Annotated in this window: 15 protein-coding genes; 5 read left to right on the forward strand and 10 right to left on the reverse strand. The window is 38.7% G+C overall.

The features are described from left to right. Positions 1 to 200 precede the first annotated feature (200 nt). Entirely contained in the window at positions 201 to 1,022 is an 822-nt protein-coding gene (locus AAZR93_RS06850; protein ID WP_336431528.1) for a helix-turn-helix transcriptional regulator, read from the forward strand. A 150-nt stretch (positions 1,023 to 1,172) separates the two neighbouring features. On the opposite strand, the gene AAZR93_RS06855 is transcribed toward AAZR93_RS06850, so the two are convergent. After that, on the reverse strand, positions 1,173 to 1,613 hold the full coding sequence (locus AAZR93_RS06855; RefSeq protein WP_434719334.1) for a winged helix-turn-helix transcriptional regulator: 441 nt from the start codon (positions 1,611 to 1,613) through the stop codon (positions 1,173 to 1,175). A gap of 88 nt (positions 1,614 to 1,701) precedes the next feature. On the opposite strand from AAZR93_RS06855, the gene AAZR93_RS06860 reads away from it, so the two are divergent. Continuing rightward, a complete protein-coding gene (locus AAZR93_RS06860) occupies positions 1,702 to 2,913 on the forward strand; it encodes an MFS transporter (protein ID WP_434719335.1) in 1,212 nt (403 codons plus the stop codon). Between the two features lie 96 nt (positions 2,914 to 3,009). Here the strand turns inward: AAZR93_RS06860 and AAZR93_RS06865 are convergent, their stop codons facing one another. From AAZR93_RS06865 to xerD, 7 genes are all read right to left on the reverse strand, one after another. Next, positions 3,010 to 7,554 carry a hypothetical protein gene (locus AAZR93_RS06865; protein WP_434719336.1) on the reverse strand — a complete coding sequence of 1,515 codons (4,545 nt, stop codon included), beginning with the start codon at positions 7,552 to 7,554 and terminating at the stop codon, positions 3,010 to 3,012. Positions 7,555 to 7,574: 20 nt separating this feature from the next. Further along, a complete protein-coding gene (locus AAZR93_RS06870) occupies positions 7,575 to 8,129 on the reverse strand; it encodes a hypothetical protein (RefSeq protein ID WP_336428760.1) in 555 nt (184 codons plus the stop codon). Positions 8,130 to 8,923: 794 nt separating this feature from the next. Next, on the reverse strand, positions 8,924 to 10,441 hold the full coding sequence (gene lysS / locus AAZR93_RS06875) for a lysine--tRNA ligase (RefSeq protein WP_434719649.1): 1,518 nt from the start codon (positions 10,439 to 10,441) through the stop codon (positions 8,924 to 8,926). A 22-nt stretch (positions 10,442 to 10,463) separates the two neighbouring features. Beyond that, positions 10,464 to 11,565 (reverse strand): peptide chain release factor 2 gene (gene prfB, locus AAZR93_RS06880; protein ID WP_336428758.1). Its coding sequence is split into 2 segments (ribosomal slippage): positions 10,464 to 11,486 and positions 11,488 to 11,565, totalling 1,101 coding nucleotides; the frame shifts between segments, so codons are not numbered across the junction. Between the two features lie 131 nt (positions 11,566 to 11,696). Continuing rightward, the gene (gene recJ / locus AAZR93_RS06885; RefSeq protein WP_434719337.1) at positions 11,697 to 13,430 is read right to left on the reverse strand and encodes a single-stranded-DNA-specific exonuclease RecJ; all 1,734 of its coding nucleotides are present in this window, start codon (positions 13,428 to 13,430) and stop codon (positions 11,697 to 11,699) included. Between the two features lie 8 nt (positions 13,431 to 13,438). Further along, positions 13,439 to 14,140: a bifunctional protein-disulfide isomerase/oxidoreductase DsbC gene (gene dsbC, locus AAZR93_RS06890; protein ID WP_434719338.1), complete on the reverse strand. Its 702-nt coding sequence runs from the start codon at positions 14,138 to 14,140 to the stop codon at positions 13,439 to 13,441. A gap of 20 nt (positions 14,141 to 14,160) precedes the next feature. After that, positions 14,161 to 15,063: a site-specific tyrosine recombinase XerD gene (gene xerD / locus AAZR93_RS06895; RefSeq protein ID WP_434719339.1), complete on the reverse strand. Its 903-nt coding sequence runs from the start codon at positions 15,061 to 15,063 to the stop codon at positions 14,161 to 14,163. A gap of 118 nt (positions 15,064 to 15,181) precedes the next feature. Here xerD and fldB point away from each other — a divergent pair, with 118 nt between their 5' ends. Further along, positions 15,182 to 15,700, forward strand: coding sequence for a flavodoxin FldB (fldB, locus tag AAZR93_RS06900; protein WP_434719340.1), 519 nt, complete (start codon positions 15,182 to 15,184; stop codon positions 15,698 to 15,700). Positions 15,701 to 15,770: 70 nt separating this feature from the next. Here the strand turns inward: fldB and AAZR93_RS06905 are convergent, their stop codons facing one another. Next, positions 15,771 to 16,181, reverse strand: coding sequence for a protein YgfX (locus AAZR93_RS06905; protein ID WP_294102839.1), 411 nt, complete (start codon positions 16,179 to 16,181; stop codon positions 15,771 to 15,773). Next, complete coding sequence (sdhE, locus tag AAZR93_RS06910; protein WP_294102836.1) at positions 16,162 to 16,428, reverse strand: FAD assembly factor SdhE; 267 nt, start codon at positions 16,426 to 16,428, stop codon at positions 16,162 to 16,164. The genes AAZR93_RS06905 and sdhE overlap by 20 nt, the downstream gene beginning before the upstream one ends. A 290-nt stretch (positions 16,429 to 16,718) precedes the next feature. Between sdhE and ygfZ the strand changes: the two genes are divergently transcribed. After that, on the forward strand, positions 16,719 to 17,705 hold the full coding sequence (ygfZ, locus tag AAZR93_RS06915; RefSeq protein WP_434719341.1) for a tRNA-modifying protein YgfZ: 987 nt from the start codon (positions 16,719 to 16,721) through the stop codon (positions 17,703 to 17,705). An 11-nt stretch (positions 17,706 to 17,716) separates the two neighbouring features. Next, positions 17,717 to 18,337, forward strand: coding sequence for an HD domain-containing protein (locus tag AAZR93_RS06920; protein ID WP_294102830.1), 621 nt, complete (start codon positions 17,717 to 17,719; stop codon positions 18,335 to 18,337). Positions 18,338 to 18,388 lie beyond the last annotated feature (51 nt).

Here is an 18,388-nt window from a genome sequence, read left to right on the forward strand (position 1 = left end):
CCCGATGCAAATAATGAAATAGAACGGAAAAAGTATATTTAGAAACATTTATTAATATTTTGCATTAAAATGTGACACAAAAATGATCGTTTTATATAATTTTCGTCATTGAAGTCATGGTGACTTTTTATATCAACCTCAACAAACAAACCGATATAAAATTTTGATCTAAGGCAAAGTAATCAACATAAGGCACTACTATGCAAGGTATGAGCAATTTAAATAACCAAACTATTAATAAGATCTGTATCGATAAGAATAACCCGCATTCAATACTCGATATGACATCGAAAGGCATTATTATCATTGAAAAAGGTTCTCTGTTGCTAGAAACACCCGCAGCAACAAAAACATTAAATGAAGGCGATATTTTATACCATAAGCAAGGTTCATACTCATTTCAAATTACCGATAATAGTATTGATTGTGAGTTTATTTGGTTGCCACTAGAAGACCACTTTTTACGTGAATTTATTAATCAGCATGGAGCTCAGCTAAGTAAGATAGAACGCATTGAAAACGATCCAAGTGATGTAATTAAATTTTCGACTTGCGCTTTAATTCGAGATATTAAAAATAGTTTCAATTCATTTTCTCACAATCAATTTCCTGAAGTGATAGTCAGCTTAAGAGTTTCAGAACTCTTATTATTATTATCATATGGCGAGCAAGGGCCACATTTGCTTTCTAATTTTCGACAATTAAGTAATCGACAAGCTGAACGTTTACAATCCTTCATGGAACATAATTATCTAAAGGAATGGAAATTAAGTGACTTTGCTAAAACCTTTGGAATGGGCTTAACTACATTTAAAGAGCTTTTTAATACCGTCTATTCCACATCGCCTCGCTCTTGGATCAGCGAAAAAAGAATTATGTATGCACACCAGTTGCTGGTTAATACTGCAATGAGTATTGTTGAAGTTTCAATGGAAGCAGGTTTTTCAAGCCAATCTTATTTCACACAAAGTTATCGGAAGCGTTTTGGATACACGCCGAGTAGATCGCGAATAGCAGCTTAACCTACACATCGTTTGTATCGCTTATACAGAATACATGCCCTGTCAGTTATAGAATTAATGTTTTATCTATACACTGGCAGAAAGGCAATGCTATTCAATGTTTACTACAATTCACTTTTCGCACCCCTTTCAATAAATCTAGCCTATTATTCAAATCACTTTTTTAACATAAGCCTCAGAAGGCAACAAAATATTTCCTTGCTCATTAGCCACCTGCATCAATGGTATTGGCTTTTGCGTTTGCGCTTCAACCAATACAGAATGGGGTTCATTACCACTAAACAGATAAGTTTCCCCCCACTGCCTAAATGCAACAATGAGTGTAAACAGGCTTGTTCCTTTAGATGTTAAAACGTATTCCTGATATGCAGTACCATCTGATGCAGCTCTAGTTTCCAGTATTTCGCTCTCAACTAGCTTTTTCAACCTATCAGATAGAATATTACGTGCAACCCCCAGACTTTTTTGGAAATCTTTGAAACGACAGATTCCATCAAATGCATCTCTCACAATCAGAAGAGACCAACGGTCACCGACCAAATTAAGTGCTCTGGCAACTGGGCAAAATTCAACTATAGGATCATTTGTCATGGAGTCCTCCTGACTGAACAATTAAGTTGCATTTTAAAACCACTTTGAATAACATACAACTAGTTTCAAATTAAAACTAGGTTAGTGTATGTCAATAATGACACTGCAACAAAAAATAATATCGGCAAAGTTAACATGGCTGTTTGCAACTGGCTGCGGCTTGAGCGTTGCCAATGTTTATTATGCCCAACCTTTGTTAGATAGTTTGGCGCTTGAATTTGCAATCAGCCATGCTGCTATAGGTGGCATAATAACAATCACACAAATTGGCAGTGCGTTAGCCTTACTTTTTCTGGTGCCGCTGGGTGATATCATCAACCGCCGAAGTCTAATGCTAGCCCAACTTATTGGCTTAATGGTTGCTTTAATGATTGTCGGGTTAGCTCAATCATCAATAATGTTATTAATTGGTATGCTAAGCGTTGGATTACTTGGTACAGCAATGACCCAAGGACTAATCGCCTATGCAGCCAGTGCCTCTGAAGGGAATAATCAAGGAAAAACGGTTGGAGCAGCGCAAAGCGGCGTATTTATTGGCTTGTTGCTCGCCAGAGTTTTCGCTGGTGGTGTCAGTGATATTGCAGGCTGGAGAAGTGTTTATTTAGGCTCAGCAATACTCATGTTAATTGTTTCAATTCTTCTATTTCGTTTGCTACCAAATATAGCAACCCCTACAAACAATTTAAGCTATTCACGTTTAGTTTTATCAATGTTTACTTTGTTACGAAAAAATAGAACTTTACAAGTTAGAGGCATCTTAGCCATGCTAATGTTTGCTGCTTTTAACGTTTTTTGGAGTGCTTTAGTTTTACCACTAAGCGCGCCACCTTATGCGTTTTCCCATACTCAAATTGGGGCATTTGGCCTTATTGGTGCTCTTGGTGCACTTGCCGCAACGAAAGCTGGAATATGGGCAGATCATGGATACACACAGAAAGTAAGTTTATTTTCCTTAATATTCATGTTATTAGCGTGGATACCCTTATCGCTTTTGGAGCAATCTTTATTCGCATTATTTATTGGAATAATACTATTAGATATGGGCGGACAAGCTTTGCATGTTACAAGCCAAATAATGATCTTTCGTGGAGATACAGGTTCTCATAGCCGACTCGTTGGTATTTACATGTTATTTTATGCAATCGGTAGTGGTATTGGTGCAATAACCACCACAATAACCTATACATATGCAGATTGGATTGGTGTTTGTTTCTTAGGATTTTTAATCACCATAATTGCATTAATATTTTGGCGGCTAACCTTATCGTACGTTTCTAAACAAAGTATTGAAGGGAGCTAACGTTGACAGTGATGAGGACTTGAATGAATTGTATAAGATAAATAAATTAAGGTAGCTTATTTTTCAACAAGCTACCTTTTTAATCATAGACTAAAATTACTTCGCTTTAATAATTTTCAGGTCAATAATTGACATAGAATTCGGTGGTATTTCACCAGGTATACCCTGAACACCATACCCACCTTCAGGTTTAATATAAACCTTGACCATTCCCCCTTCACCCGCTTTTTCAACAAATGAATTTAATGGCGTAGGTAACTCATTATAAGGTAGTGTCACTGGATTTTTGTCCGTATACATAACAGTTACCGTACCATCCGTTAACTGCTCTCTCATAATGAATGTAATATCTTTATTTTTAACATTCGTAATTGGCGAGCCTGCTTGTAACACTTTATAGTAAGTATTGCTGTCTAACTTACTGTATTTTTGCTGTGTTACTTGCTCAATTATTTTTTGATTCCGTTTACTATTATCATCAGCAATCTGTTTTAATTCTTTCGCTGAAGCCTCTTTTGAAGGAACCTTAGCGGCTAAACCTCTATTGCCACTAGTTGGTTTTGTTTTTAACGCATTATTTTCTGCCTGAAGTTGCGTTATTTGTTTATTCAGGTCCATAATTTGTGATTTTAATGCATTATCAGTCGCTAAAGATTTTTGAGACGCTAACTCAGCCTGTAATTTTTTCAAATTCTCTTGTGCTAATGCGAGCTCTTTTTGCGATTTCGTATCAACTTCAACTTTATCATTCAACTGTTTTTTAAGTTTTTCTAACTCTAGTGTTTGAGTTTGAACTTTAGTATTAGCAACATTCAGTTTTTCAGCATCGAGTTTTAGTGAACTAATTTGTTTATTTGCATCAGCTAACCGTTGTTCAGCTTCATTCTGCTTTTTATGCTTATCTGCAATATCACTTTCAAGTTTTAAGATCAGTTCTTCTCGAATTTTACTTTGTTCTGCAAGCTGAACATTCTGTAATTCTAATTTTTTCTTATCAGATTGCTGAATAGCAAGGGACTCTTGAATTGATTTTTTATCTGTATCTAATTTAGATAAATCATTCTCTTTTTGCTTCAATAAGGCAATTTGTTTATTCAGATCAGCGGTTAATGCTTTGACCTGTGATTCACTGGCTTGTCCCATCAAGGCCGTTTGCTTCTCGACATCTTTTTGCAATTTTTGCAAATCGACATTCGCTTGCGTGAGCTGTTTCTGCGCCGCTGCATAGTTCTGTTCATTTTGTGTCAATGCTGTTTGCAGCTGCTGTTGTTGCTTTTGGCTATCAACGTACTGTTTAGATAGCGTATTTTGAGCTGTTTGGTGCTCTTTCAGTTGTTGCATTGCACTGGCGAGCTCTGCTTCTAAGACCGCTTTTTGTTTGGCTTGTGCGGTTTGCTCGGCTAACGATTGGGCGATTTTCTCTGCCTGTTGCGCTTTTTCAGTTAACTGTTTGGTTAACTGCTGGTTTTGTGTTTCCAACAGTTTCGCCGCTGCTTGCTGTTTAGCTAATGCCTCGCGAGTGGTTTGACTGTCCACTTCGGCTTTTTTCAGACCATCTTCTTTTTGTTTCAGCAACGCAATTTGTTGATTCAGATCGGCGGTTAATGCCTTCACTTGAGAATCACTAGCTTGCCCCATCAAAGCCGTCTGCTTCTCAACATCTTTTTGCAATTTCAATAAATCTGCATTCGCTTGCGTCAGTTGTTTCTGCGCGGCCGCATAGTTTTGTTCATTTTGTGTCAATGCTGTTTGCAACTGCTGTTGTTGCTTTTGGCTATCAACATACTGTTTAGATAGCGTATTTTGAGCTGTTTGGTGCTCTTTCAGTTGTTGCTTGGCACTGGCGAGCTCCGCTTCTAAGGCGGTTTTTTGTTTGGCTTGTGCAGTTTGCTCGGCTAACGATTGAGCGATTTTCTCCGCCTGCTGCGCTTTTTCAGTTAACTGTTTGGTTAACTGCTGGTTTTGTGTTTCCAACAGTTTCGCCGCTGCTTGCTGTTTAGCTAATGCGTCGCGGGTAGCTTGGCTATCCACTTCCGCTTTTTTCAGCCCATCTTCTTTTTGTTTCAGCAACGCAATTTGTTGATTCAGATCGGCGGTTAACGTTTTCACCTGTGCATCACTAGCTTGGCTCATCAAGGCCGTTTGTTTTTCAACGTCTTTTTGCAATTTCAGTAAATCAGTATTCGCTTGTTCAAATTGCTTTTGCGCCGCCGCATAATTTTGTTCATTTTGCGTCAACGCCAGTTGAAGTTGCTGCTGTTGCTTCTGGCTATCAACATATTGCTTAGACAATGTATCTTGCGCGACTTGATGCTCTTTCAGTTGTTGCTTGGTACTGGCAAGCTCAGCTTCTAAGGCGGTTTTTTGTTTGGCTTGTGCGGTTTGCTCAGCTAACGATTGGGCGATTTTCTCCGCCTGCTGCGTTTTTTCAGTTAGCTGCTTGGTTAACTGCTGATTTTGTGTTTCCAGTAATTTTGCCGCCGCTTGCTGTTTAGCTAATGCCTCGCGGGTAGCTTGACTGTCTACTTCGGCTTTTTTCAGCCCATCTTCTTTTTGTTTCAACAAAGCCGCTTGTTGATTCAGATCAGCGGTTAATGCTTTAACTTGCGTATCAGTGGCTTGGCCTGCTAAGGTGATTTTTTCTTTTAACTCTTTTTGTAATCTTTCTAAATCAGCATTCGCTAACGCAAGTTGTTTTTGCGCGGCTGCATAGTTTTGTTCATTTTGACTTAGCGTTGTTTGCTGCGCTTGCAATTGCTGCTTGGCACTCGCCAGCTCTGTTTCCAAAGCAGCTTTTTGCGCGGCTATCGCTGTTTGCTCTATTAAAGCAGTTTGCGTTTTGTCGCCTTGCTGTACTTTTTCAGCTAACTGCTTGGTTAACTGCTGATTTTGCGTTTCCAGTAATTTTGCCGCCGCTTGCTGTTTAGCTAATGCCTCGCGGGTAGCTTGACTGTCCACTTCGGCTTTTTTCAGCCCATCTTCTTTTTGTTTCAACAAAGCCACTTGTTGATTCAGATCAGCGGTTAACGCCTTCACCTGCGCATCGCTAGCTTGGCTCATTAAGGCCGTTTGTTTTTCAACATCTTTTTGCAATTTCAGTAAATCAGTATTCGCTTGTTCAAATTGCTTTTGCGCCGCCGCATAATTTTGTTCATTTTGCGTCAACGCCAGTTGAAGTTGCTGCTGTTGCTTCTGACTATCAGCATATTGTTTAGACAGCGCGTCTTGTGCCGTTTGATGAGCTTGTAATTGCTGTTTTGCCGCCGCTAATTCACGCTCTAATACCACTTTTTGCTCAGCGTTAGCAGTCTGCTCTACTAAAGACTGGGCGATTTTCTCAGCTTGTTGCGTTTTTTCAGTTAACTGCTTAGTTAACTGCTGATTTTGTGTTTCAAGTAATTTTGCCGCATCTTGTTGCGCTTTCAATACCACTTGAATATCGTTCTTTTGATTTTGAGCTAATAGCAGTTCATCTTCTTTTTGTTTTAATAATTCTTGTTGCTGCAATAAACTAGCGGTAACTGATTTAACTTGCTCATCAGTATCACCATTAAGTTTTAATTGCTCTTTAGCCGCAATTTCTAATGCTGCAATTTCAGCTGTAAGCTGTTCTATTTTTAAATTAGCAGCAGCAAATTGTGTATCTTTGTCGGCTAATTGCTGTTTGATTCGTGACTGTTCAACAACACTATCATTCAACTGCTTTTCAAGTTGTGCAATTGTATCCTGTGTTTGTTGATTCTCTTGGCTAAGCTCTGTCAGACTATTTTGTTTTTGTTCAATAGTTTTTTCTGCTGCGGCGAGCTTAGCATTTAACGAGTCAATAATTGATTGATCGTCAGATGAATTCAGTAAAGATTGTAGTTGTGTGATTTGATCTTTATTTCTAGCCACTTCATCTGTTAATTTATTAATCTCAAATTGCTTTTCGGTAATAATATGACTCAACTGCGCAATACTCTTATTATGATTAATAAGTTTTTCCACTAATTGCGCATCAGTAAGTAGATTATTATAACCAATTAGTTGCCCTACACCTTGGGCAATACCAAATTGATATAAATTTGTTAATTGTTGCTGCTCAATGAGTTTAGCTAATTGCTCCAAATAAACAGAGTTATCCATTATTGGCGATTTAGCAAATTGAGATGAATATAAACCAAGAGGATTCAGCGCAATTTGGTATTTAGCAAAATCATTAGCTAAATAACTTGGGTTCCACTGATTACTTTGAAATAGATAGGGATAAGAAGACAGCAACATTGGCGCAGAAGGGCTCACGCCTTCAGTTAAAGTGCAAACTTCAGAAAGAGTTGTCTTTTCAGGTTCTACAGACTGGCTGGCGCCTGTAGAACTTTTATTATTAGCTTCTACTGTACTTTTTGTCTTACTTTTAGCGGTAGTCTTCGCACTTGTTCTTTTTTTATTCGCCGCAGATTTACTTTTTTCTTTCGGCGCAGGAACAGTCGATAACGAAGAGAAAACATCATAACCTTGAGCTTGCGTATTCACTGACGGTTGTTGTTGTAACTTATCTTCTTTTTCTAATTGAAGGTAAGTATCAAAATCATCAATAACATTGTTAAAACTGTCTGCTTTTATAACACTACTACAAAATGTTGTAAAAAGTGCCAGTGACACACAAAGCCTTAGGTTAGTTCTCATAATCCACTAATTTTCTTCAATGTTGATTCGGTAGACAATACAGAGTTATAGCGAACTTTTGCACAAAGCACTTTCGTTTTAGACTCTATTGCCATCTGTAATAATTCAATCGTATCTGGGCTTGCTGTTGTTTCTACTTGCCTATAAAGACGATTAATTTCGCTCACTTCTTTAAAAGAACCGACCAGACGGTTGTAATCTTTTGGTGATAGTGTTTTAAGTGCGTTTAATTCTTTAACGCAAGTATTTAAATGGGCAAATGATTGTTGTTCTGTTCCATCAGCGTTATAAGTCGTTGACTCTACTGGGGGACGATTCATCGCACTATTTAATACTTTTTGTGATTCAGGGTAAGAGCTATCTACTTGATTAGCTTTTACTTGAGCAGCTTGTTGTTCTGCTGTAGCTTGCTGAGTTGCAGTACTAGAGCTTGCTGCTGGTTTATTTGGTACCGCTGTGTTGTACCTATCTGAATCAAATGCACAGCCTGAAAGAAGAGCCGTACTTGCTATAAGCAAAGATGCAACATAAAATTTATTTTTTAAAAACATATGGTTACCTTACCAGTACTTTTCTTCGCTATTATAATGATGCCCGAGAAACCTAGTGTAAGCTAAAATGTAGCTATTTTCTATAAGCCCGAATGTAGAAATAGAGTCATCTCATAAATTTAGATTAATTACTTTTTAGTTTTTATCGAGTTTTGTCTCTACATTTGCGAACATTTCTGATTTTTTCACAATCACACTCAAAAATACGCTTAATGTGTTTATATTTTAAATCTAATCCTGATTTATTAAGTCTATTATCCACAACATATTTTATATGTGTAAGTCACTCATAATTTCAACAACACAATAACATCCTTATCGAGGATAATATTTGAATCCATGACAGTTGAAATAATTACTAACAAGTTAGATTACACTGCATCATCTTATTAAAAGCTTATACTTGCAAAGTTATAATTTTTGATTACAAATACACGCCTTAAAAGCGTATTTAATCCATCTCTATCTTAGCCAATAAAATTGCATAACCTAAGAATTACTATGGGTAAAACACACAGCATACGTTAATTTTAAAATCACATAATAGATAACTACCAAGTATACAAATTATAACAGTTCTCTGTCATAAATACTTATACTAAATTGATACTATTCGTTACTTACAATAGATTTAATGAGTTTAGTTCAAGATAATATTTTTACTAATCTTATTAAGACAGCCATTCCAAAATAGTCATCTAAATAATAAGCATCTCTATATTGCAGAATTTTATGGGGTGTTTTTATAAAATAAATAGTATGCCCGGCGTTACACCGGGCATAAAAAGCCCTATTTATGCTTTGGTAGGACGTAGTGCAGGGAAAAGAATAACATCACGAATAGTATGACTATTTGTGAATAACATAACCATACGGTCAATACCAATACCTAATCCTGCGGTCGGCGGTAATCCGTGCTCTAATGCAGTGATATAATCTTCATCATAGAACATCGCTTCATCGTCACCTTCATCTTTCTGGCGCACTTGCTCAGCAAAACGCTCGGCTTGATCTTGAGCATCATTTAGCTCAGAGAAACCATTACCGATTTCACGACCACCAATAAAGAATTCAAAACGGTCTGTAATGAATGGGTTATCATCATTACGGCGCGCAAGAGGTGAAACTTCTGCTGGATATTGCGTTATAAAAGTTGGTTGGATCAAGTGACTTTCAGCAACTTCTTCAAAAATTTCGCACTGAACACGACCTAATCCCCAGCTTTTTTCAATCTTGATTCCGATAGATTGCGCAATTGCGGTAGCTTTTTCCATATCATCAAGATCGGCAACATTCGTTTCAGGACGATATTTACAAATCGCTTCTTTCATCGTTAGCTTAGCGAAAGGCTGACCAAAATCAAATTCTTGCTCGCCATATTTCACTACGGTTTGACCTAATACTTTTTGTGTTAACGTACGGAATAAATCCTCGGTTAAAACGATCAAATCACGATAGTCAGCATAAGCCATATAGAGTTCCATCATGGTGAACTCTGGATTGTGACGAGGAGATAATCCCTCATTACGGAAATTACGGTTGATTTCAAATACACGTTCAAAACCACCCACGACTAATCTTTTGAGATACAGCTCTGGGGCAACACGCAGATACATATCAATATCTAATGCATTATGGTGAGTAACAAATGGACGCGCAGTTGCGCCACCTGGGATCACTTGCATCATTGGGGTTTCAACTTCCATAAAGCTTCTAGCCACCATAAAATTACGAACTTCGGCTAGAATTTTAGAACGAACAATAAACGTATGGCGTGACTCATCATTAGCAATCAAATCAAGATAACGTTGACGGTAACGCGTTTCTTGATCAGACAGACCATGGAATTTATCTGGTAATGGGCGCAGTGCTTTAGTCAGTAAACGAACGTCATGACAATGAACCGTCAATTCACCTGTTTTCGTTTTAAATAAACGACCTTTAACGCCTAAAATATCACCTAAATCCCATTTTTTAAATTGCTCGTTATACACGCCTTCAGCTAAATCATCTCGTGAAACGTAAATCTGAATGCGACCACCCACATCTTGTAGGGTTGCAAATGACGCTTTTCCCATAATACGACGCGTCATCATACGGCCAGCAATTGAGACTTCGATATTCAAATCTTCAAGTTCTTCCGTTGATTTTTCACCATATTGTGCATGAATTTTGTCAGAAATATCTTCACGACGAAAATCATTTGGAAATGGGATACCTTTTTCGCGTAACGCTACAAGTTTTTCTTTGCGGGCTTTGAGTTCGTTATTCAAATCGGGTACGTGTTCAGCACCCTGTTGTTCTTGAGACATTTTTTCCTGAGACATTTTTTCCTCACAGGCCAGCTTTTAAGCTAGCTTCAATGAATTTATCTAAATCACCATCCAGTACGGCTTGCGTGTTACGCGTTTCCACACCAGTACGTAAGTCTTTTATTCTTGCATCATCAAGTACATAAGAACGAATCTGGCTTCCCCAGCCGATATCCGATTTGTTCTCTTCCATGACCTGCTTGTCAGCATTTTTCTTCTGGACTTCCAGCTCATAAAGCTTCGCTTTTAACTGGCGCATCGCTTGATCTTTATTTTTATGTTGTGAACGGTCATTTTGACACTGAGTCACAATATTGGTCGGAATATGTGTGATACGTACCGCAGACTCAGTTTTATTAACGTGCTGACCACCCGCACCTGAAGCGCGGTATACGTCAATGCGCAAATCAGCTGGGTTAATTTCTATATCAATATCATCATCAACTTCCGGGTAAATAAACGCCGAGCTGAACGATGTATGACGACGACCACCTGAATCAAACGGGCTTTTACGAACCAAACGGTGAACCCCAGTTTCAGTTCTCAGCCAGCCATATGCGTAGTCACCAATGATTTTTACTGTCGCGGATTTTAAACCTGCAACATCACCATCAGATTCTTCAATAATTTCTGTTTTGAAGCCCTTTGACTCAGCCCAACGCAAGTACATACGTAATAACATACTTGCCCAATCTTGGGCTTCCGTACCGCCAGAACCCGCTTGCAAGTCAATGTAGCAGTTAGCACTATCATACTCACCAGAGAACATACGGTGAAACTCAAGTTTTTCTAACTTAGTTTGTAGCGCATCTAACTCGGCACCCGCTTCGTTGAAGGTTTCTTCGTCATCGGCTTCGATGGCAAGTTCAAGTAAACCTTCTACATCTTCAATACCTTGAGTTAATTGGTCGATGGTCTCAACAATAATTTCAAGGGATGAGCGCTCTTTACCAAGTGCTTGAGCTCTTTCTGGTTCGTTCCAGACATCAGGCTGCTCAAGCTCTGCATTGACTTCTTCTAAGCGTTCCTTCTTGGCATCATAGTCAAAGATACCCCCTCAGAACCGCTGTCCGTTCAGACAGGTCCTGAATCTTATTTTTTACTGGGTTAATTTCAAACGTCATTTTCAATATCTTATGGTTGGTCGAAGATAAAATTTTGTATTTACAAACCGTTTAGTATACCGGAACTTCGGCAAGGTTTATAGCACCATAAAAACTGCTTTACCTATCATTAATGAGTACAGCTTAATTTGTTATTCAGGCCAAATGTGTTCTATCATTAACTGCACATTTCGCTGTCCACGGAACTCGTTAACATCGAGTTTAAATGCGATTTTAGCTTTTTTCACGCTATTATCAGGCCACCGGCGTACATCAATATTAAACATAATAGCATCTAACATCGGCCCACCATTAATAGGCTCCAAGATCAACTTAAGATGTTTAGTGCCAACTAATTTTTGTTGTAATAGCTGAAAGTGTCCATCAAATATAGGTTCAGGAAATGATTGCCCCCATGGACCACTTTCACGAATAAGTTCAGCAGTTTCTAAAGAAAATTCATTGCGAGCCAGTTCGCCATCACTCCAAATTACCCCTGATAATTGCTCAGGTTGAATAATTTCGCCCATTAACAACTCAAAGTGATGTTTAAATGCTTCAAAGTTACCTTCTTCAAGAGTCAATCCTGCCGCCATCGCATGACCACCAAATTTTTGCATCAACCCAGGCTGTAAAGTATTTAAGCGCTCTAAAGCATCTCTCATATGAACGCCCTGAACAGAACGCCCTGAGCCCTTTAAAATACCATCGCCCGCAGGTGCAAATGCAATAACAGGTCGATGATATTGTTCTTTAATTCTCGATGCAAGAATACCAACGACCCCCTGATGCCATTCTGGATGATACAGTGCTAAACCATGGGGTAATTGGTTATCGCTATAATCTATTTGGTTAAATAACACTAACGCTTCTTGCTGCATACCCGCTTCAATATCACGCCGAGTTTGGTTTAATCCATCCAGTTCATTAGCAAGTTCCCGCGCGTAAGCCATATCATCAGTCAACAATAGTTCGATACTGACGGACATATCATCAAGCCTACCCGCCGCATTTAATCTTGGCCCTAGTGCAAATCCAAAATCATTAGCAACAAGCCGAGGGGCTTCTCGTTTAGACACCTCGATTAATGCCTTAATACCTGCACAGCAACGCCCTGCTCTGACGCGATGTAAGCCTTGATGTACCAAAATTCGATTATTGGTATCGAGCGGAACAACGTCTGCCACAGTACCTAAAGCGACTAAATCGAGATATTCAGCCAAATTAGGTTCACTAAGACCTTGTTGGGTAAACCACCCTTCTTGACGTAAATGAGCACGAAGTGCTGACATTAAATAAAATGTCACTCCGACACCGGCTAGCGATTTAGATGCAAAGTGGCATTGGTTAAGGTTTGGATTAATAATAGCATCTGCATCTGGCAAGGTTTCACCGGGCAAATGGTGATCGGTAATAATCACTTTAATACCGTAATCATTTGCTGTAGCAACCCCCTCATGAGAGGAAATACCATTATCAACAGTAATAATAAGATTAGCACCGCGCTTACGTGCTTCTTCCACCACCAATGGCGTTAATCCATACCCATTTTCAAAACGATTTGGCACAATATAATTAATATTTGCATATCCCATCGCCTTTAATGCACGAATAGCCAAAGCCGTACTTGTTGCGCCATCAGCGTCAAAATCACCGACAATGGTGATTGAATCATGCTCAATTAATGCGCTATAAAGTAACGCTAACGCATTTTCAATACCGAATAACGAACGATAATCCAAAAGGTTAGACGCTTTACGCTCTAATTGGGTCGTATTGGTAATGCCACGATACGCATAAATACGCTGTAAAAGCTCTGGAACATCAGGCAATTGAATCACTTCATCGCTTAATGCCCGCTGACGTAAAAAAGTTTCAATATTCACAATGGCGACTATTTTTGTTCAAGTAACTGAATAAGAGCATCTGGCGTTAAAAAGCCTGGCAACATTTGTCCATTTGGTAAAATAATAGCCGGGGTTCCTGTAACTTTAAATAAGTTACCTACTTGCATATGCTTACTAAAATCAATTTTACATTCATCAATCATGGCAATTTCATCGCCTTTGAATGCTTTTGTTAATGCATTTTGTGGCATCGCATTACACCATATTGATGCCATTTTTTTAGCCACGTCACTGTCCAAACCTTGGCGAGGATAAGCCAGATAACGTACAGTTACGCCTTTACTGTTTAATTCACCCACGGTTTCATGTAGTTTTTTACAATAGCCACAGCTAATATCCGTAAAGACCGTCACAACGTATTTCTCTTTTGGCGCTTTAAAAACAATCATTTCATCTTTTAGCGCTTCAATTTTTTTCATCAACGGCTGGTTGCTGATATTGACCGGATTTTTGCCGCTCATATCATAGATAGGACCTTGCAATAAATACTTACCGTCATCAGTGATATAAACAATACCTGTTGAGGTTTCAACTACATTTAGCCCCACAATTGGCGAAGGCTTAATTGACTCAACCGTCATGTCGTATTTTGCAAGAGTCTCTTTAATTACTTTTTCTTCTGTCGCTCCATAAACCGAAGCCGTAAAAGACGCAATACACGCCACCAATAATAACAATTTGCGTTTCATATTTATCCTTAAATAGCACATCATCCCCTTGGATGATGTTGATCATGTAATACACGTAACCGTTCAGTAGCAACATGCGTATAAATTTGTGTTGTTGAAAGGTCGCTATGCCCCAACAACATCTGCACCACTCGTAAGTCTGCACCATGATTAAGCAAATGCGTAGCAAATGCATGCCTCAGTACATGTGGCGATAATAATTCAGCGTCTATATTCGCCAAAACTGCATAATATTTAATGCGGTACCAAAATGTTTGTCGAGTCATTTTTGTTCCACGCTTACTTGGAAATAAAACGTCACTCGCTTTACCGTTTAATAATTCAGGGCGGCTCTCATCAATATATTTTTCTAGCCAATATATTGCCTCTTCTCCCAAAGGAATCAATCGCTCTTTATCACCTTTACCGACAACCCGTATAACACCCTGTCGTAAACTGATATCTGGGAATGTTAACCCAATAAGTTCGGAGACACGTAAACCACATGCATATAAAACTTCAAGCATGGCTTTGTCTCTTAACTCAAGAGCGTCTTCTGTTGCTGGCGCATTAAGTAAATCTTCGACCTGTTTTTCACTCAAATCTTTGGGTAAGCGTCTTGGTATTTTAGGCGCCGCAATTACCGCAGAAGGATCATCAAGTCGTATTTTTTCACGATAAAAATACTGGAAAAGCCGACGAATTGAACTCAATAAACGAGCTGAACTTGCCGCCTTATAACCGCTATCAATACGTTCAGCTAAAAAAGACTGTAAATCTAAAGATTGAACACTTTCCAAATGCAATTGCTGCGCATCTAACCACCTATCCAATGACTGCAAATCAAGACGATATGACGCTAATGTATTATCAGCAAGTGATTGTTCTAGCCAAATTGTATCAAGAAATTGTTCAATTAATGGATTAAGTTGTTTTGTTTCCACGACAAATTCCGTTCCTTTAAGTAAAACCGCACGATTCTATTATGCCCGAATATGGCTCCATCTGTTACAATATATCTCTTGTGATGAAAAACCATAGCTGGACATAGTAACAATATATATGAAAATAGGTCTTTTTTACGGTTCTAGTACCTGTTATACCGAAATGGTTGCAGAAAAAATACGTGATATTCTCGGCGATGATTTCGTCACACTGCATAATATCAATGATACTCCACCCGAATTGATGGAACAGTATGATGTTCTCATTTTAGGAATACCTACGTGGGATTTCGGTGAAATACAGGAAGATTGGCTAGAAATTTGGGAACAGCTTCCCAAGCTTAATCTTGAAGGAAAGATTGTCGCGTTGTTCGGTCTTGGCGATCAAATCGATTATAGCGAATGGTTTCTGGATGCATTAGGTTTGCTCTATCATCAACTTAAACCTACTGGCGCTCATTTTATTGGTTTTTGGCCTACAGAAGGATATGAATTTGAAAGCCCGAAACCCTTAAATGATAACGGCGATATGTTTGTGGGTTTGGCGATAGATGAAGTTCATCAGTTTGAACAAACCGATGCGCGCATAGCACAATGGTGCATACAAATCTTACAAGAAATTGAAGAATCGCTCTGACTTGAAATTACTGCAATTAACAGAACTGTATCAAAAATATAAATTATTCGGTGCTATCTTAGCTATAGCATTAAATATCTGGATATTGCAGTAATAATTGATTTAGATTTCGCCAATTTTCATCCGATACTGCATCCCTTGCTACCCAGAGATGAATTTTTCGTGGTTTGCCCTGAAGCGCACTCATAGTGAGCAGTATGCCAAAACGGCTACGCCAAGGCGTTTTATCGATACTCCATTCGTTTTTCTTCCACTGGACTTTATTGCCATTAACAAGAACAGCGACACCTTTCGTTTTACTGATGTTTTTTTGGCTTTTAGCCCAGCTAGCAACCACAACGACCAATAATGGTAGCCATATCATTGAATTCTCCGGTGCCCACGGTGCAATCAGCAAAAAAGCGCCAACCGCCCCATGAACACAGGTAGAAAAAAATTGAGTTTTCCATGAAATGGAGAGATTAGATTTCCACAGGACCACGATTTTTATTTTTTTCCTGAATAAGTTTTATCATAGCAAATAACTTTTCGTCGTCTGGACGACCATGGTTCATCAGCCAATTAAATAAATCTGGATCTGCACACTCTAACAAACGAACAAACGTGTGTTTATCTTCATCTGACAAGCTATCATATTCGTATTCAAAAAAAGGCATGATTGAAATATCTAGCTCACGCATACCACGTCTACAAGCCCAATGAATCCGTGCTTTATTTTCTATATCCATTTCACTACGACCTTTCTGTTGCAGTTAACTGATAAGATTGATTATTTTAAATATTCTAACAGATTAGCGGCCAATAAAACATGTCAGACTCGACATTGTTATCATTTTAAGCAGTAAAATACCATTTTTCACGTCCCCTTATGCAAAAAAATTAAAAAGACTAAAAATGCTAAAGACGTTTTTGATTGCTAGGGGCTATCTCAATAAAATGGCATAATAACTGCTTGCAATGTTACCTAGCTATTTTACCATTAGGCACCTTTATCTATCAAAGAACAACAGGTGAAATCATGACTACCCATGTTGACAACTTATCGCAATTCCCTCTTGATTCTCAGTCTTTACCTCTCGTTTTGATTTCGCTAGAAAACTGGGAACTTATTCATATTCATGGCATTGATGCTGAAAAATATCTACAAGGGCAGGTCACAGCGGATATAAGTACACTCCAGCAGGTTCATACATTAACAGCACATTGTGACCCGAAAGGTAAAATGTGGAGTGACCTTCGCCTCTTTCATCATTTAGACGGTTTTTCCTATTTAATTAGAAAAAGTGTCGCTGATGCAGAGCTTACTGAACTAAAAAAATATGCCGTTTTTTCTAAAGTCACTTTTGAAAAAAAATCAGACCTAAAACTACTTGCTATCGCAGGCCTCGGCGCAAAAGCCGCATTAGCCTCTCTTTTTGATGTTCTACCTGATAACGAAAACCAAATCGTCACTCAAGGAACAACAACCTTATTACATTTTGCCCTGCCAGCTGAACGTTTTCTGCTAATTACAGATGAACAAACCGCGCAACAGGTCACCAGTTCCCTGAATGCAATTCAAGTTAACGATGACCAGTGGTTATCATTAGAAATTGAAGCGGGCTATGCCATTATTGACCAAGAAAATAGTGCGCAACATTTGCCTCAAGCGACTAACTTGCAAGCACTTCCTTATGGTATTAGTTTTAAAAAAGGCTGTTATACAGGCCAAGAAATGGTAGCCCGTGCAAAATTCCGTGGCGCAAATAAGCGAGCAATGTACTGGCTAAAAGGGACAGGTTCATCAGTCCCCGCAGCAGGTGATGGGCTAGAGTGGCAATTAGGTGATAAATGGCGCCGTACAGGCACTGTTCTTGCTGCGGTTCGTTTAGGTAATGATGAGTTAAATGTACAAATCATTATGAATAATGATATGGAAGCCGATAGTGTCTTTCGTGTTATTGGTGATGAACAAAGTCACCTCACCATTGCACCACTGCCATATTTATTAGAAGAAGAAAAATAATTGAGGTTTTTATGTCATCAGTAACAGGTACTAAGCCACTCGATATTATGAATTTTGGGGCTTTTACCGAAGTCGTCCAATTTTTAATGGAACTCGATAAGCTAAAAAGTGTTTATCGTAAAAATAAGCTACTTAATCGTGAACGTCATGAAAACACGGCCGAACATAGCTGGCAATTTGCTGTCGCGGCAATGAGTTTTGCCCCATATGTTGAAGGCGTCAATCCAGAACATGCCATTAAGCTTGCACTTGTTCACGACATTGTCGAGATTGATGCCGGAGATGTGATTGTATTTGATAATGCAGCACGCGAAGCCATTCGTGATGAAGAAATCAAAGCAGCAAAACGTATTTTCGCCCTACTTCCTAGTCCACAAAGTGAGTCATTTTTAGCTCTGTGGAATGAATATGACGCATTAGAGACACAAGACTCTAAATTTGCGAATGCGATTGATAGAGCGATGCCAATGCTAATGAACTTACATAATCAGGGACAAAGCTGGGTTGAAAATAATATTCGCCTTGACCAAGTTCTAAGCAAATGTGACTACATTGAACAGATTCTCCCTGAATTTTGGCTACAACTTAAACCTCAATTAGAACTCGCTCACCAAAAAGGCTGGTTGCTGTAGACTCCCCTTAAAATAAAAGCCCGCTTATCAATAAACGGGCTTTTATATCTC

It is taken from the genome of Providencia sp. Je.9.19 (assembly GCF_051129765.1).
GTDB lineage: Bacteria > Pseudomonadota > Gammaproteobacteria > Enterobacterales > Enterobacteriaceae > Providencia.

What these genes read in the sequence shown, in the direction of transcription:
- AAZR93_RS06850 (WP_336431528.1), top strand. Translation starts at nt 201, where the DNA reads ATGCAAGGTATGAGCAATTTAAATAACCAAACTATTAATAAGATCTGT.
- ygfZ (WP_434719341.1), top strand. Translation starts at nt 16,719, where the DNA reads ATGACTACCCATGTTGACAACTTATCGCAATTCCCTCTTGATTCTCAG.
- AAZR93_RS06920 (WP_294102830.1), top strand. Translation starts at nt 17,717, where the DNA reads ATGTCATCAGTAACAGGTACTAAGCCACTCGATATTATGAATTTTGGG.
- fldB (WP_434719340.1), top strand. Translation starts at nt 15,182, where the DNA reads ATGAAAATAGGTCTTTTTTACGGTTCTAGTACCTGTTATACCGAAATG.
- AAZR93_RS06860 (WP_434719335.1), top strand. Translation starts at nt 1,702, where the DNA reads ATGTCAATAATGACACTGCAACAAAAAATAATATCGGCAAAGTTAACA.
- AAZR93_RS06855 (WP_434719334.1), bottom strand. Translation starts at nt 1,613, where the DNA reads ATGACAAATGATCCTATAGTTGAATTTTGCCCAGTTGCCAGAGCACTT.
- dsbC (WP_434719338.1), bottom strand. Translation starts at nt 14,140, where the DNA reads ATGAAACGCAAATTGTTATTATTGGTGGCGTGTATTGCGTCTTTTACG.
- sdhE (WP_294102836.1), bottom strand. Translation starts at nt 16,428, where the DNA reads ATGGATATAGAAAATAAAGCACGGATTCATTGGGCTTGTAGACGTGGT.
- AAZR93_RS06870 (WP_336428760.1), bottom strand. Translation starts at nt 8,129, where the DNA reads ATGTTTTTAAAAAATAAATTTTATGTTGCATCTTTGCTTATAGCAAGT.
- lysS (WP_434719649.1), bottom strand. Translation starts at nt 10,441, where the DNA reads ATGTCTCAAGAACAACAGGGTGCTGAACACGTACCCGATTTGAATAAC.